This is a genomic window from Corynebacterium oculi, assembly GCF_001412105.1.
Lineage (GTDB): Bacteria > Actinomycetota > Actinomycetes > Mycobacteriales > Mycobacteriaceae > Corynebacterium > Corynebacterium oculi.
Genome location: NZ_LKST01000002.1, coordinates 151,642 through 167,445, shown reverse-complemented (window position 1 = coordinate 167,445; position 15,804 = coordinate 151,642). Strand labels below are relative to the sequence as shown.

The 15,804-nt window shown below is 65.5% G+C and carries 13 protein-coding genes; 8 read left to right on the top strand and 5 right to left on the bottom strand.

The features are described from left to right. Positions 1–33: 33 nt before the first annotated feature. From Cocul_RS04700 to Cocul_RS04690, 3 genes are read right to left on the bottom strand one after another with little or no spacing between them, the layout of a single operon-like run. On the bottom strand, positions 34–1,263 hold the full coding sequence (locus Cocul_RS04700; RefSeq protein WP_055122166.1) for a hypothetical protein: 1,230 nt from the start codon (positions 1,261–1,263) through the stop codon (positions 34–36). Positions 1,264–1,285: 22 nt separating this feature from the next. After that, positions 1,286–2,158 (bottom strand): C40 family peptidase, encoded by an 873-nt coding sequence (locus Cocul_RS11515; RefSeq protein ID WP_069723570.1) that lies wholly within the window; start codon positions 2,156–2,158, stop codon positions 1,286–1,288. Beyond that, a complete protein-coding gene (locus Cocul_RS04690; RefSeq protein WP_055122165.1) occupies positions 2,155–2,457 on the bottom strand; it encodes a hypothetical protein in 303 nt (100 codons plus the stop codon). The genes Cocul_RS11515 and Cocul_RS04690 overlap by 4 nt, the downstream gene beginning before the upstream one ends. Before the next feature lie 110 nt (positions 2,458–2,567). On the opposite strand from Cocul_RS04690, the gene upp reads away from it, so the two are divergent. The 7 genes from upp (at position 2,568) to Cocul_RS12805 (ending at position 11,528) form a co-directional block, all read left to right on the top strand. Beyond that, a complete protein-coding gene (gene upp, locus Cocul_RS04685) occupies positions 2,568–3,203 on the top strand; it encodes a uracil phosphoribosyltransferase (protein ID WP_055122164.1) in 636 nt (211 codons plus the stop codon). 166 nt (positions 3,204–3,369) lie between these two features. Beyond that, positions 3,370–3,789, top strand: coding sequence for a helix-turn-helix domain-containing protein (locus Cocul_RS04680; protein WP_055122163.1), 420 nt, complete (start codon positions 3,370–3,372; stop codon positions 3,787–3,789). Between the two features lie 146 nt (positions 3,790–3,935). Continuing rightward, entirely contained in the window at positions 3,936–5,147 is a 1,212-nt protein-coding gene (locus Cocul_RS04675) for an amidohydrolase (protein ID WP_055122162.1), read from the top strand. A gap of 147 nt (positions 5,148–5,294) precedes the next feature. After that, the gene (locus Cocul_RS04670; RefSeq protein ID WP_150114377.1) at positions 5,295–6,704 is read left to right on the top strand and encodes an NAD(P)H-quinone dehydrogenase; all 1,410 of its coding nucleotides are present in this window, start codon (positions 5,295–5,297) and stop codon (positions 6,702–6,704) included. Positions 6,705–6,856: 152 nt separating this feature from the next. After that, the gene (locus Cocul_RS04665; RefSeq protein ID WP_055122160.1) at positions 6,857–10,267 is read left to right on the top strand and encodes a pyruvate carboxylase; all 3,411 of its coding nucleotides are present in this window, start codon (positions 6,857–6,859) and stop codon (positions 10,265–10,267) included. A 75-nt stretch (positions 10,268–10,342) separates the two neighbouring features. Then, positions 10,343–10,630, top strand: coding sequence for a helix-turn-helix domain-containing protein (locus Cocul_RS04660; protein WP_055122159.1), 288 nt, complete (start codon positions 10,343–10,345; stop codon positions 10,628–10,630). A 421-nt stretch (positions 10,631–11,051) separates the two neighbouring features. Next, positions 11,052–11,528: an NYN domain-containing protein gene (locus Cocul_RS12805; protein WP_245622109.1), complete on the top strand. Its 477-nt coding sequence runs from the start codon at positions 11,052–11,054 to the stop codon at positions 11,526–11,528. Between the two features lie 2 nt (positions 11,529–11,530). Here Cocul_RS12805 and Cocul_RS04650 read toward each other — a convergent pair whose 3' ends face one another. Next, positions 11,531–13,285, bottom strand: coding sequence for an acetyl/propionyl/methylcrotonyl-CoA carboxylase subunit alpha (locus Cocul_RS04650; RefSeq protein WP_055122158.1), 1,755 nt, complete (start codon positions 13,283–13,285; stop codon positions 11,531–11,533). Between the two features lie 212 nt (positions 13,286–13,497). Then, on the bottom strand, positions 13,498–14,385 hold the full coding sequence (locus Cocul_RS04645; RefSeq protein ID WP_055122157.1) for a sulfurtransferase: 888 nt from the start codon (positions 14,383–14,385) through the stop codon (positions 13,498–13,500). A 281-nt stretch (positions 14,386–14,666) separates the two neighbouring features. Between Cocul_RS04645 and Cocul_RS04640 the strand changes: the two genes are divergently transcribed. Beyond that, positions 14,667–15,722, top strand: coding sequence for a Cj0069 family protein (locus Cocul_RS04640; protein ID WP_055122628.1), 1,056 nt, complete (start codon positions 14,667–14,669; stop codon positions 15,720–15,722). Positions 15,723–15,804: the final 82 nt, after the last annotated feature.

The window sequence follows — 15,804 nt, the reverse complement described above, 5'->3', positions numbered from 1 at the left end:
GTGTTCCCCGGTAACACCACGGCGTGCGCGGGCTTAGGTGCGGGAGAAGCGCTTGACCAGCATCTGCTCCATTTCTTTCCAGTCATTGGCGTGCTGGGTAAACGGCGCGGAGGGGACATAACCCACCGTCTCGGAGGAACCAAGCATGTAGGAGATGTAGTCCTGCATGCGGGGGTGGGCCAGGAAGAAGGAGTTGAGGGAATCGTCCCCGGCCCAGTCGGCGGCGTCGGCAAGCAGCTCGTAGCAGCGGGCCATCTGGGCGGTATCCACGGCGTCTACGCTCTTGCCGATGGCGCGCTCCATGCCGGTAAAGGAATACACGTTATCCGCGTGCACGGTCACCTTCAATTCCCCGGAGTTGGCGGCGCTGACAACGTCCTCCCAGGTGGACACGGTGGCGAGGTCATGGGTGTCATTGGAGATGATCCAGCGCACCAGGGCCTTGCGGTTGTTGAAGGTAAAGATCTCCCCATAGCGGCCCAGGAACACCGGGGCCCCACGCAGGTAGGTGCGCAGGGTGTACAGAGTGCTGCCGTCGATGGACACCTTGATGGGATCGATGCCCGCCGCGGCCCACGCGGTGGAATCGTAGGGGTCGGCGGCCTGCGTGGCCTCCTTCTCCCGTTCCTCCTCCTGGCGGCGGCTCTCCGCCGCCGCGCTTGCCGCGGCCTCCACCCGCTTCTGGGCGTCGGCCACCGCGCCGTCCTCCGGGTGCAGAACCTCAAAGATGCCGTCTAGATCGCGCACCACCCGCTGCCAATTGTGCAGCACCACGCGGCCCACGCCGGACCACTCCTGCTCGCCGTGCTCGCCGCGGTAGTGCTCGATGCCACGCTCCAGGTTGCCCAAGATGGAATGGGAGGCAAAGAACGCCGTGGCCTCCTGAGCCCCACCAACCTCCGCGAGGGCACGCGCCACCCGCACGGTGGCGGCCACGGAGGAAACATGATCGTAGGAGGGGCGCTCGGCCAGGGTGGCGGGCATGCCAATGATATCAAAATACTCGCGCTCGGTGGGCTCCACGCGATGATCCGGCAGCTCGGCAAAGGCCTGCCAGCGCGGGTGGTCGAGCAGATCATGGGGGGTGCCGGACTCTAAGAACGCCAGCATGGCGGCGGGTGATTCGAAGAAATAGAGCTTCTCCCCGGCACCGAGGAAGCCCTGCCACTTGGCGCCGTGCTCGCGCCATTCGGGGGCCCACAAGGTGTAGTAATCGCCCTCGGTCAAGGATAACTTCACGGGGAGGATGGCTCTCATGCTCATGGCGGGGAGTCTACCCGAGGGCTCATCCCGTGGGGCGGTAGAACCCCTTAAAGGTCATGCCCATGTTCGAGGTGCGCACCGGGTTTTCCTGCACCGGATCCCCGGCCTCGATGAGCATGCCGTTGCCGGAGTACATCGCCACGTGCCCGTCCCATACCGCCAGGTCTCCCGGCTGTAAGTCCTCGGCGCTCACGGGCCGGCCCACGGCCTGGTCCTGCGCCAGGCGTGGCAACTCCACGCCTGCCTGCCGCCACGCCCATTGGGTAAGGCCGGAGCAGTCAAAGCCCTGTGGGGTGGTTCCGCCCCAGGCATACGGGGTTCCCAGCGTGCTGCGTGCGGCGGCGACGGCCCGGTGGCCGGCGGAATCCTCAGCAGGGGAGCCGGGTTGTTCCTCAAGGCGCTGTACCGGGGGTGCGTGATCCGCGTGCGTGTGGCTCGCCGGAGTTGCGGGAGGGGGATCGGATTCCTGGCCGGGTAATTGTGTGGCGGCGTGCTCTAGGTCTGCCTCTAGTTGTGCGCTGCGCTGTTGAGCTTGGGCCAGGGCCTCCTCTCCCCACAGGCGGGCCTGCGCCTGGAATGCGGGCCAGGCAGCGGGATCGGAGCCGATCTGGGCGATCCCCTGCCGAATTTGGTGCAGGAGAGCCAGGGCGATCCGGTGGAAGTCCTGGCGGGCTAAGCCAATGAGGTGATTGGCCTTGGCCGTGGCGCGCAGGGCCTGCGCGCGATCCTCGGCTAAGCGCTGGGCCTGACCGGCGAGGGGCACGGGATCGGAACGAAAATAGCGCCCCAGACGGTCCGCGACCTGCACGTCGGGAACATCGCGCAGCAGCGGCGGGAGAAAAGGGGAAGGGAGCAGGCGAGATATGGCGAGGAGATAGGGGGCGAGGGCAATCATGAGCCGGCTGCCTGCGGTATCCCCGTGCCGCTCAGGCCGGAGGCGAGGTGGGAATCTGTCTCCTCTATGCGGCCCACGGCGGCGAGGGAATCCTCCGCGAGCCGGTATCCGAGGGCCGCGAGGGCGTCGTGCCGCTCGTGGAGGGAGGAAATGCTGCGCCGCAGCCGCTCGTGAAAGGCGGCGGTGGCGGGCACCTCCTGGTAGTGGGGTAGTTCGGGGGCTGGACTGGGAGAACAGCAGCGCGCCAATTCTGCGGCGAGGAGGCGGGCATGGGAGCAGTCAATGAGGAGATCCGTCATGGCTATATTGGACTGCGCGCGCCGAGAGGTTGGTTCCCGGTGTTTCTGGGGAGGGGAGAGAACGCCACAGAAATAACGACGGCGTGCCGCCGCTGCCTAGGATAGGGCTCATGGATATTACCGTGATCGATCATCCGCTTGCGGCCTCCCGCCTGACCATCATGCGCGATCGGCGCAGCGATAACGCGGCCTTTCGCGCCGCCCTGGCAGACCTGGGTGCGATGCTGATTTATGAGGCCGCCAGGGGCCTCCCCGTGGAGCACTTTGACACCGAAACCCCGGTGGCCACCGCGCGCGGCACTCGCCTGCAAGACCCTCCCATTATCGTCCCGGTCATTCGTGCGGGACTGGGCATGGTTGATCCGGCGTTATCGATGATCCCCGATGCCCAGGTGGGATTCATCGGTCTGGCCCGCGATGAAAAGACGCACCAGCCCGTGCCGTACCTCGAGGCCCTGCCGGAGAACCTTAGCGGTAGGGCGGTATTTGTGGTGGATCCGATGCTGGCCACGGGCGGCTCCCTGCTCCATTCCGTGCGGCTGCTTGCGGAGCGCGGGGCCACGGATATTACGGCGGTGTGCATGGTGTCCTCCCAGGTGGGGGTGGACGCCCTGGCGGATTCGGGATTGCCGGTGCGGTTGGTTACGGCCACGATCGATCCCGGCCTTAACGAGGATGCCTACATCGTTCCCGGCCTGGGGGACGCGGGGGACCGCCTCTATGGCCCTCGTAATATTGATCTCTGACTGTGGCGAACCCGCCGCCACGGCCCCGGGCGGGCGGGAATGACCGGGGATTGAGGCCCGCGCGGGGCTCTTCGGGCGGGAGAAAAGGGAAAGGAAGCGGCACCGAAAGAAGCCTGCACAATATAGTTGGCGGCCGATTCCCGGTGTAGTGGGCAGGGTGGTCGCTATGAGCAGCGATCAGAACTGGGTCCAATGGGCGAGCTACGGGCACGCCCTGGCCCGCAACCTCAAGGAGTTGCGGTTCATGCGTGGGCTTAGTCAGCAGGATCTCGCGGACTTGGCCGGGATCAGCAGAAACCAGGTGAGTAACCTGGAACGCAACGAGAACACCAGTACCAAGTCCTCCGATCCCGTGCTATCCACCGTGTACAAGCTAGCCCGCGCCCTGCAAGTACCGCCCGCGGTTTTGCTTCCCAGCGTTGGCCATACCGTGGACTTCATCTGCCACCCGCGCCAAGGAATCGAGGTGAGCTTCGAGTGGCCCGCCACGGAGGAGGACACGATGGCCTTCCAGCCGCGCGAATTGATGGGCCGAGGGCAGAACTGGCAGTCACAATGGCAGCCCTGGGAGGGCGAGAAAGAATAAAACCAGGAGCCGCACGATCACGGAAGCGGGTCACGGAAACGGGTGCGGGCTTGGGGAAAGGGGCCGCGCGCGGGGCGCTACTATAGCGGGAAGGATATTTTCTGCCGCGTACCTCGCCGCATACCCCAAGGAGGCTTAGGATACCCGTGCGCATTGTGGATCACGTGAACACATGGCTGGCCGCCCACCGCAGCGAGGTGGTGGGGTGGCGGCGCCACCTGCACACCCACCCCGAGGTGGCACACCATGAACACGCCACCACCGCCTTCCTCGCGGACATTCTTCGCGCGCACGGCTTACAGCCCCGCCTCCTGCCGGGCACCGGCCTGACCGTGGACATCGGCCCGGATGATCCGCAGCGCCCCCGGCTGGCATTCCGCGCCGATATTGACGCCCTCCACGTGGCCGAGGCCACGAACCTTCCCTTCTCCTCTGCCGTGCCGGGCATTTCGCACGCCTGTGGGCACGACGTACACACCACCATTGCGGTGGCGCTTGCCTGCGCCCTGGCCGACCTTGCCGCCGACCTTGCCACCGGGCCGAAAGAGACAAGGCAGGCAGGCCAGATTCCTCCGGTGCGCGTGATCTTCCAGCCCGCCGAGGAGGTGCTTTCCGGCGGAGCCTCCGAGGTAATCGAGGCGGGTGCCCTGGACGGAGTGGGCTCCATCTACGCCCTGCACGTGGAACCCAAGCTACCCGTGGGAAAGGTGGGTCTGCGCAACGGGGCGATCACCTCGGCCACCGATCTGTTGACCATTGACGTCTCCGGGCCCGGCGGGCACAGCTCCCGCCCCCACCTTTCCGCCGACGTGGTCTACGCCCTGGGCAAACTGGCCACCGACCTCCCCGGCCTGCTCTCGCGCCGGGTGGATCCGCGCACGGGCACCGTGCTGGTGTTTGGCTCCATAGCGGCGGGCGACGCCGCCAACGCGATCCCGCAGTCGGGGCGGATTCGCGGCACCCTGCGCACCGCGGACATGGGGGTGTGGCACGGGGCGGAGGTGCTCATCAAGGAGCTGGTGGCCCAGGTGCTGGCCCCCACGGGCTGCGCTCATCACCTGGACTACCTGCGCGGCGTGCCCCCGGTATTCAACGATGCGGCCGCCACCGCGATCCTGGCGGAGGGGGCGAAGGTGCTGGGGGAGGAACCGGTGGTGGAGGCCCCGCAGTCCTCCGGCGGTGAGGATTTCTCCTGGTACTTGCAGGAGGTTCCGGGGTCGATGGCGCGCCTGGGGTGCTGGTCCGGGCAGGGCGATCCGCAGGATCTGCACCAGGGCGATCTGCGGGTGGACGAGCGCGCGCTGGACATGGGGGTGCGGCTATTTGCCTCGGTGGTGGAGCAGCACGCGCGCGGATAGGCGCGGCGGAGGGGGACGCGCGGGGCGTCGATAAGCAGCCGACGCCGGTTACCGGGAGAAACGGTGCCCCCGTGGGCTAGACTTGCAGGCGCACTGAACCCTGTGAAATACCCGAGAATGACAACAAGTAACTGTGGAGGTTTCCCCTTGTCCAAGCGCATCGTCATCATCGGCGGCGGCCCTGCGGGCTACGAGGCAGCCCTGGCGGGAGCGAAGTACGGCGCGGAGATCACGCTGGTGGAAAGCGAGGGGCCCGGCGGCTCCGCGGTGATCCATGACTGCGTGCCCTCCAAGTCCTTCATCGCCGGCGCCAACATCAAGACCGATCTGCGCCGCGCGGACGCGATGGGCCTGGGCAAGGACGTCACCGAGGCCAGGCTCGACGTAGACGCGCTGAACAAGCGCGTGCGTTCCCTGGCGGGGGACCAGTCCACGGACATCCGAGCCCAGCTGGAGCGCATCGGCGTGCGGGTGATCGACGGCCTGGCGCGCTTCGACGATTACAAGCCCAAGCAGACCACTCACTACATCAAGGTCACCCACGCCGCGGACAGCGCCGAGGAGGTCCTGGAGTGCGACCTGGTGCTCCTGGCCACCGGAGCGCACCCCCGAGTGCTCCCGGGCGCCCGCCCGGACGGGGAGCGCATCTTCACCTGGCAGCAGATCTATGACCTGGAAGCGCTGCCCGAGCACCTCATCGTGGTGGGCTCCGGCGTGACCGGCGCGGAGTTCGTCTCCGCCTTCGCGGAGCTGGGGGTCAAGGTGACGATGGTGGCTTCCCGGGACCGCATCCTCCCGCACGACGATGCCGACGCCGCCGACGTGCTGGAGACCGTGCTGGCCGAGCGCGGCGTGGAACTGGTGAAGCACGCCCGCGTGGACGAGGTGGTCAACACCGGTTCCGGGGTGCTGGTGCGCACTGCCGACGGCCGCGAGATCGAGGGTTCCCACGCCCTGATGACGGTGGGCTCGGTGCCGCGCACCAAGAAGCTGGGCCTGGAAGGGGTGGGCGTGGAGGTGACCCCCTCCGGGCGCATCCACGTGGACCGCGTCTCCCGCACCAACGTGGCAGGTATTTACGCCGCGGGTGACTGCACCGACCTCTTCCCTCTGGCCTCCGTGGCCGCCATGCAGGGGCGCATCGCCATGTATCACGCCCTGGGCGAGGGTGTTTCCCCGATCCGCCTCAAGACGGTGGCCACCGCCGTGTTCACCCGCCCGGAGATCGCCTCCGTGGGGGTTACGCAGCACCAGATCGAGTCCGGGGAGGTGCGCGCTCGCAGCATCACCCTGCCGCTGCAAACTAATCCCCGGGCCAAGATGCGTTCGCTGCGCCACGGCTTTGTCAAGCTCTTCTGCCGCGAGCACTCCGGCATCATCATCGGTGGGGCTGTGGTGGCCCCCACGGCCTCGGAGCTGATCCTGCCCATCTCCGTGGCGGTGAACAACAACCTCACGGTGAATGCCCTGGCGGACTCCTTCGCGGTGTATCCCTCCCTGTCCGGTTCCATCACGGAGGCGGCGCGGCGCTTGGTCTCCCACGACGATCTGGGATAGCGGTTTCACGGCGTATTCCGGCGACACCCGCTGGGATACGCCGAGATACGCCGCTGCCTCGGTGGGTTCCGGCGGTGAGTTACACTGCATGTGTCCCGTAATACCGCTCACATTCACCGCTCACGGCTACCCCGTGAGGGAAGGAACGCACTGTGGTAGCACCGTCCCTGCCCACCTTTGAAAAAATCCTCGTGGCCAACCGCGGGGAAATAGCCGTGAGGGCCTTCCGCGCCGCCTACGAGGTGGGCGCGGAAACCGTGGCGGTGTATCCGGCGGAGGATCGCAACTCGTTCCATCGCTCCTTTGCCTCCGAGGCCGTGCGCATCGGCGCGGGAGACTCCCCGGTGAAGGCCTACCTCAACATCAATGAGGTGATTCGAGCGGCGAAGCAGACGGGGGCGGACGCGATCTACCCCGGCTACGGCTTCCTCTCCGAAAATGCCACGCTGGCCCGCCGGTGCGCGGAAAACGGCGTCACCTTCATCGGCCCGCCCCCGGAGGTGCTGGATCTCACCGGGGACAAGGCCGCCGCGGTGGAGGCGGCGCGCCAGGCGGGCCTGCCGATCCTGGACGATTCCGAGCCCTCCGAGGACATCGACGAGCTGGTGGAGATGGCCAGGGGCCGCGAGTTCCCGATCTTTGTCAAGGCCGTTGCCGGCGGCGGCGGGCGCGGCATGCGCTTTGTGGGCTCCCCCGAGGAACTGCCTGCGCTGGCCGCCGAGGCCTCCCGCGAGGCGGCCGCGGCCTTCGGCGATGGCCGCGTGTACCTGGAACGCGCCGTGGTCAACCCCCAGCACATCGAGGTGCAGGTGCTGGGTGATGCCGAGGGCAACGTGATCCACCTGTATGAGCGCGACTGCTCCTTGCAGCGCCGTCATCAGAAGGTGGTGGAGATCGCCCCCGCGCAGCACCTCAGCGAGCAATTGCGCGAGCGCATCTGCGCCGACGCGGTGGCCTTTGCCAAGCACATCGGCTACCAGGGGGCGGGCACGGTGGAGTTCCTGGTGGACGATCAAGGCAATCATGTGTTCATTGAGATGAATCCCCGCATCCAGGTGGAGCACACGGTGACCGAGGAGGTCACCCAGGTAGATCTGGTAAAAACCCAGCTGCGCCTGGCGGCCGGGGCCACCCTGGCCGATCTGGGGCTGAGCCAGGAGGGCATTGCCACGCACGGGGCGGCCCTGCAATGCCGCATCACCACCGAGGACCCCAATAACGGCTTCCGCCCGGACACGGGCACGATCACCGCTTATCGCAGCCCCGGTGGGGCCGGGGTGCGCCTGGACGGCGCGGCGATGCTCGGGGGCGAGATCACCCCGAACTTCGACTCCATGCTGGTGAAGATGACCTGCCGGGGATCGGACTTTGCCACCGCCGTGGCCCGCGCCCAGCGCGCCCTGGCCGAGTTCACTGTGTCAGGGGTGGCCACGAACATCGGTTTCCTGCGGGCGCTGCTGCGCGAGGAGGACTTTCAGCGCAAGCGCATCGCCACCTCGTTCATCGCGGATCACCCCTGGCTCTTGCAGGCCCCGCCCGCCGACGATGAGCCCTCGCGGATCCTTGATTACCTGGCGGACGTGACCGTCAATAAGCCTCACGGCTCGCGGCCCACCGACCTACACCCCCTGGACAAACTGCCGGTGCTTCCCGAGGAACCCCTGCGCCGAGGCTCCCGCGACGAACTGCTGCACCTGGGCCCGCAGCGCTTCGCGGAGAAGTTGCGCGCCCAGGACGCCCTGGCGGTCACGGACACCACGTTCCGCGACGCCCACCAGTCGCTGCTGGCCACCCGCGTGCGCAGTTCCGCCCTGGTGCCGGCGGCTAAGGCCGTGGCGCGGCTGACCCCGCAGCTCTTCTCGGTGGAGGCCTGGGGCGGTGCCACTTACGACGTCGCTATGCGCTTCCTCCACGAGGATCCGTGGGCGCGCCTGGATGCCCTGCGCGAGGCCATGCCTAACGTGAACATTCAGATGCTGCTGCGCGGGCGCAACGCGGTGGGATACATGCCTTACCCGGACTCCGTGTGCCGCTCCTTTGTGCGCGAGGCGGCGTCCTCCGGCGTGGATATCTTCCGCATCTTCGACGCGCTCAACGACGTCAGCCAGATGCGCCCGGCTATCGACGCCGTGCTGGAGACCAACACCGCCGTGGCCGAGGTGGCGATGGCCTACTCCGGCGACCTCAGCGACCCCGCCGAGGACCTGTACACCCTGGACTACTACCTGCGCCTGGCCGAGCAGATCGTGGAATCCGGGGCACACATTCTGGCGATCAAGGACATGGCGGGCCTGCTGCGCCCCGCGGCCGCCAAGAAACTTGTGGGCGCGCTGCGCAAGGAGTTTGACCTGCCGGTGCACGTGCACACGCACGACACAGCCGGAGGGCAGCTCGCCACCTACCTTGCGGCGGCCGAGGCCGGGGCGGACGCCGTAGACGGCGCCTCCGCGCCGATGTCCGGCACCACCTCGCAGCCCTCGCTCTCCGCCATCGTGGCGGCCTTCGCCCACACCTACCGGGACACCGGCCTCTCTCTGGACGCGGTGGGGGACATGGAGCCCTATTGGGAGGCCGTGCGCGCCCTCTACGCGCCGTTCGAGTCCGGTATTCCCGGCCCCACCGGGCGCGTGTACCACCACGAGATTCCGGGTGGGCAGCTTTCCAACCTGCGCACCCAGGCCACCGCGCTGGGGCTGGGGGATCGCTTCGAGCTGATCGAGAACACCTACGCGGACGTCAACGCCATGCTGGGGCGGCCCACCAAGGTCACCCCCTCCTCCAAGGTGGTGGGCGACCTCGCGCTGTCCCTGGTGGGCACCGGGGTGAGCGCCGAGGAGTTCGCCGCCGATCCCCGCGCCTACGACATACCCGATTCCGTCATCGCCTTCCTGCGCGGTGAACTGGGCACGCCCCCCGGCGGCTGGCCGGAGGAACTACGCGATAAGGCCCTGGCCGGGCGAGCAACAGGCCAGGGCGACCGCGCGGAGATCCCCGCCCAGCAGCAGGAACGCCTGGAATCCACGGATCGGGCGGATCGCCGCTCGGCCCTCGACGCGCTGATGTTCCCCAAGCCCGCCGCCGAGTTCGAGGAACACCGCCGCCGCTTCGGTGACGTCTCCGAACTAGGCGACCGCGAGTTCTTCTACGGGCTCGTGGAAGGCGAGGAGGTATCCGTCTCCCTGCCGGGTTCCGCGCGCAACATGCTGGTGCGCCTCGATGCCGTGGGCGAACCCGACGATAAGGGCCTGCGCTCCGTAGTGGCCACCGTGAACGGGCAGGTACGGCCCATGCGCGTGCGGGATCGCTCCGTGGAATCCGTGACGGCCTCCGCGGAAAAGGCCGACCCCGCCGTGGCCGGCCAGGTGGCCGCCCCCTTCTCCGGGGTGGTGACGGTGAACGTTGCCGAGGGCGACGAGGTGAGCGCGGGTGACCCGGTGGCCGTGATCGAGGCGATGAAGATGGAGGCCACGATCTCCGCCACGATCGACGGCGTGGTCTCCCGCGTGGTGCTCACGCAGCCGACCAAAGTGGAGGGCGGAGACCTCATCGTCGAGGTGAGCTAGCGGTTCCACTATGGCGAGTATCATCGCCACATTGCATAGATGTGACGACGGCACTCGCCATAGTAATGTGGGGGCATGGTGGGATACCGGATCAATCGCCAACTCACGGAACTAGGCGAGCACGTGCGCGGGTGGCGCATGGTGCTAGGACTGACGGCGCAGCAGGTCTCCGAACGCGCCGGGATCACCCGCGATACCCTGCGCAAGATCGAGACCGGGAACCCCAACGTACACTTCACCAGCGTGGCCCAGGTGCTGCGGGCGCTCGGACTGCTCGACCGGGTGGTGGATACCGTGGACCCACTCAACAGCGATATTGGGCGGTTACGGGCAGGGCGCTTGGAGAAGAAGCGGGCGAGGTGAAGTCCGTGTCACGGTGGTTGACATGAGCATGTCTCATTCTTATAATCCTTTTTTACGAAGCCCCCGCCGTTGACCCTCCGCTATAGGGAGAGTGCCGATGACGGGGGCTTAATGGTATATTTAGTTGCGTGGCTCACAATGATGACAAGGCAAAGAAGCCTCCGTTGTGTCCAATCTTGACTGCAATTTTTGTCGATGGCGGATTTTATCGCAAGCGGGCTGCTTCTCTTTTTGTCAGAAAACGCCAGAGGGCCGGGCGGATGAACTTCTTCAGTATAGCCGTCGTCATATAATTAAAGCTCAGTCTAGCTTATATAGAATATATTATTATTATTATGACTGTGACCCCTCGGAAAAGGTAGTTTATCATCCGCTCACGTAGCAGCAGATTAATCTGGGGAAGAGCGATCAATATGGGTGGATGAAGCAGTTTCTGAAGGTTCTAACAAGAAAGCGGAAGGTTGCGCTTCGTAGGGGAGAGGAACTGTCCACTCAAGGTGGCTATGTTTTACACGGTAGGGCGCTTAAGCGGCTGTGTCGTGGTGAGATTGGTGTCGATGACTTGACGGAGAGAGATTTCCGGCTAGAGATTGTTCAAAAGGGGGTGGATATGAAGATCGGTTTAGATATTTCCGCCCTGGCGGAGAGCGGTTTGGTGAATCAGATTATTATGATATCTGGTGACAGTGATTTTGTTCCTGTGGCGAAGCATGCGCGTCGCTCAGGTATTGACTTTGTCCTTGATCCCATGTGGGCCGACGTTGCTGAAAGCCTCAACGAGCATATTGATGGAATGTGGGAATGTGTGCGGAAGCCTCCGAACAATAAAGATGATCCCCTCCATGTTGACAATATGGAGGGGAAGTCTTCTTATCTTCCTGATGAAGAGGATTTTTAAGCCTAAGTAATCTCCAACATCTGCTCGCCCTTGGTCACACCCGCTCCGGCGGCCACGGAAAGGCCTGCGACCACGCCGGATTTGTGCGCCTTCACCGGGTTTTCCATCTTCATGGCCTCCAGGATCACCACGATCTCACCTTCGGCGACCTCCTGGCCATCCTCCACCTCGACCTTGATGACGGTTCCCTGCATCGGAGCGGTCACGGCGTCGCCAGACACCGCCGCCGCTGCGTCCTTGCTACGGCGACGCTTCGTACGCTTCTTAGCGCCGCCCAGGCTAAAATTTGCAGGAAGAGCCACCTCCACGCGGCGGCCGTCGATCTCCACGGTCATGCGGTTGCGGGGGGTGGGTTCGGTGGGATCGGCGGCCTCGGAGTCATCGTAGGGCTCCACGGGGTTATCCCAGGCCTCTTCGATCCACTTGGTGTACACCTCGAAGCCGTTGCCGGTGCCGATGAACGCCGGGTCCTCCACGATGGCGCGGTGGAAGGGGAGCACGGTGGGCATTCCCTCCACGGTGAATTCCGCGAGCGCGCGCCGGGAGCGGGCCAGGGCCTGCTCCCGGTTCTGGCCGTGGACGATGAGCTTGGCCAGCATGGAATCAAACTGCCCACCGATCACGCTGCCCTCGCGGATGCCGGAGTCCACGCGGATGCCGGGCCCGCTGGCTTCCCGGTAGCGGGTGATGGTGCCGGGGGCGGGCATGAAGTTGGCGCCGGCGTCCTCACCGTTGATGCGGAACTCAAAGGCGTGGCCCTGGGGGGCGGGATCCTCGGTGAGGCTCAGTGGCTCGCCCGCGGCGATGCGGAACTGCTCCTGCACGAGGTCGATCCCCGTGGTGACCTCCGTGACGGGATGCTCCACCTGGAGGCGGGTATTGACCTCCAGGAAGGAGATCAGCCCGTCCGCGCCCACCAGGTATTCCACGGTGCCCGCGCCGTAGTACCCGGCCTCCTTGCAGATGGCCTTGGCGGAGGAGTGAATGGCGTAGCGCTGCTCGTCGCTGAGGAAGGGGGCGGGGGCCTCTTCCACGAGCTTCTGGAACCGGCGTTGCAGGGTGCAGTCGCGGGTGCCCACCACCACCACGTTGCCGTGCTTATCCGCAAGCACCTGGGCTTCCACGTGGCGGGCCTTGTCCAGGTAGCGTTCCACGAAGCACTGGCCCCGGCCAAAGGCGGAGATAGCCTCGCGGGTGGCGGACTCGTAGAGGTCGGTCACCTCTTCGAGGGCGTGGGCAACCTTCATGCCGCGCCCTCCGCCGCCGAAGGCGGCCTTGATGGCGATGGGCAGGCCGTGTTCCTCGGCGAAGGCCAGAACCTCCTCCGGGCTGGATACCGGGTCTTTGGTGCCCGGGGTCATGGGGGCACCGGCACGCACGGCGATGTGGCGGGCGGTGACCTTATCTCCTAGCGCCGCGATGGCCTCCGGGGAGGGCCCCACCCAGGTTAGTCCGGCGTCGATGATGGCCTGGGCAAAGTCCGCGTTTTCGGAAAGGAAGCCGTAGCCGGGGTGAATGGTATCGGCCCCGGCCTTGTGGGCGGCGTCGATAATCTTTGGGATGTTGAGGTAGCTCTCTGCGGAGGTCTGCCCGCCCAGGGCGAAGGCTTCATCGGCTAGCTCCACGAAGGGGGCATCGGCGTCCGGCTCGGCGTAGACCGCTACGGTAGAGTAGCCGGCCTCGCGGGCGCCGCGGATGATGCGCACCGCGATCTCGCCGCGATTGGCCACGAGCACCTTGGATATTTCTCCTGCCACTTGGGTCTGAGCCTCCTGATTAGCGGTTTCTACGTATTGTCGGGTACATCGGTGCCGGGGCGCGCGGCGTTTCAGGGTTCCGGCCTCTAATTTGGGCATAGAAAATGGCCGCGCGATGCGAGCACGCACAGGGGAACATGCTACACACCCGGCGAGGGGAACCGGGAAGCGAAAAAAGGTATAAGGTACGAAAGTCCCACCAGGGAGGAGGGCTAGGACTCGCCGCCGATGGTGATGGGCATGCGGATCATGTTGCCCCACTCGGCCCAGGAGCCGTCATAGTTGCGCACGTTCTGGAACCCCAGCAGGTACTTGAGCACAAACCAGGTGTGTGCGGAGCGATCGCCCAGGTGGCTGTAGACGATCGTGGGCTGGGCGGGATCGAGGGAATGGTACTGGCGTTCCAGCTCCGCGTGGCCCCGGAAATTGTTATTCGGGTAGACGGCGTTCTCCCAGGCGATGTTGATGGCCGTGGGGATATGGCCCGCGCGCAGCGCGGACTTCTCCGCCTGGTTCTGGGTGGGAAGTTGGCGAATCTCGCCGGTGTAGTGATCTATACCACGAACGTCGATGAGCATGGTTTTGGCGCTGCACGCGGCCCCCAGTACCTCCTCGACGAAGGCGCGCCCGGCGTCGTCGTTACGCTCCACCACCGGGTAGTCCGAGGGCGGGTAGGAGGGCACTGTGAAGGACGTATCGCGCTCCTCGGCCATCCAGGCATCGCGCCCGCCGTCGAGGAGACGCACGTCCTTGTGCCCGAAGAGCTGGAATACCCACAGCGTATAGGCGGCCCAGCCGTTGGACTTATCGCCGTAAACCACCACGGTATCGTCGCGGGAGATGCCCTTGCTGCGCATGAGGGCGGCAAAGCCCGCGCCGTCGATGAAGTCCCGGGTGATGGGATCGTTGAGATCGCGCTGCCAGTCGATGCGCACGGCCGTGGGGATGTGGCCGATGTCGTAGAGGAGGGAGTCCTCGTCCGACTCCACGATCCGCAGTCCGGGAACGCCGATGCGCGCGGAGAGCCAGGAGGCGGATACCACGCGCTCGGGGTGGGCGTAATCCTGGAACGCTGGGTGGGGATCGGCGGGGACGGGCATGGTGATTCCTCTGCTTTCTGGGGCTATCCGGGTCATGCGTCTGCGGCGACGCCAGCGGAATACACAATCATAGTATCTGCACCGAATCATCACCACCGGAGTCTTATTGTGGCATTGAATACATTGATGCTCGTGCGGGTGAGCCGATCACGCCACGGGCATAGACTGGCTGGTGGGGCCGGGAGAAACACGGCCCCGCGTCACCTGCGGTGGCCCGGATACCCACGCGGACACCGCGGCCGGTGATGTTTCCCGTAGCGGCTCAGAAAGGGTTTCCCTCCGTGCATAAGGCAATTGTGGTTTTTGAGGTCGAAGGCGGCTCCGACAAATACTTCGATGGACACCGCAAGGACACCATGCCCATCGTCCAGGCGATCCGCAACGCCGGATGGCGCTCCGAGGTGGTGTACTTCCGCCCGGAGTGGGCCGAGGAACTGTTCGCCTACGTGTCCCAGAACTTTGATGCCTACATTTCCCGCGTGAACCCCGGCAACATCCCCGGCGGGGAAAAGGGCTACTTTGACCTGCTGACCAAGCTCTCCGAGGCCGGCCTGGTGGGAATGTCCACCCCGGAGGAGATGATGGCCTACGGCGCGAAGGACGCCCTGGTCAAGCTCAATGACACGGATCTGGTGCCCTCCGACACCGCCGCCTACTACGACGTGGAATCCTTCCACCAGACCTTCCCCACCTCCCTGTCCTACGGCGAGCGCGTGCTCAAGCAAAACCGAGGCTCCACCGGCTCCGGCATCTGGCGCGTGCGCATTGCCGACGACGCCGTGGCCGACGCCGTCACCCCCGGCACCGCCCTGCCGCTGGACACCAAGCTGAAGTGCACCGAGGCCGTGGACAACCACACCGAGGAGCGCGAACTCGGCGAGTTCATGGACTTCTGTGACCAGTACATCGTGGGCGATAACGGAATGCTGGTGGACATGCGCTTCATGCCGCGCATCGTGGAGGGCGAGATCCGCATTCTCCTGGTGGGGCCGGACCCCGTGTTTGTGGTACACAAGAAGCCCGCCGAGGGCGGTGAGAACTTCTCCGCCACGCTCTTCTCCGGGGCCAAGTACACCTACGATTCCCCCGAGGCATGGCAAGAACTGGTGGATCTCTTTGCCGAGGTGCGCCCCGTGATCGCGGAAAAGCTCGGCGGCGATAACATCCCGCTGATCTGGACGGCGGACTTCATGCTCGACACCGCCGAGGACGGCAGCGACGCCTACGTGCTGGGGGAGATCAACTGCTCCTGCGTGGGTTTCACCTCCGAGCTGGACATGGGCATCCAGGAAAAGGTGGCCCGCGAGGCCATTTCTCGGGTGGAGGCGCGCGGCTAAAAGCCGCTTCTTGTTTCGCGGAAAGTGTTGACGGTCACAGGTATGTCAGGTAGGGTTCAGCCATAAGTTTTCTTCCTGGATA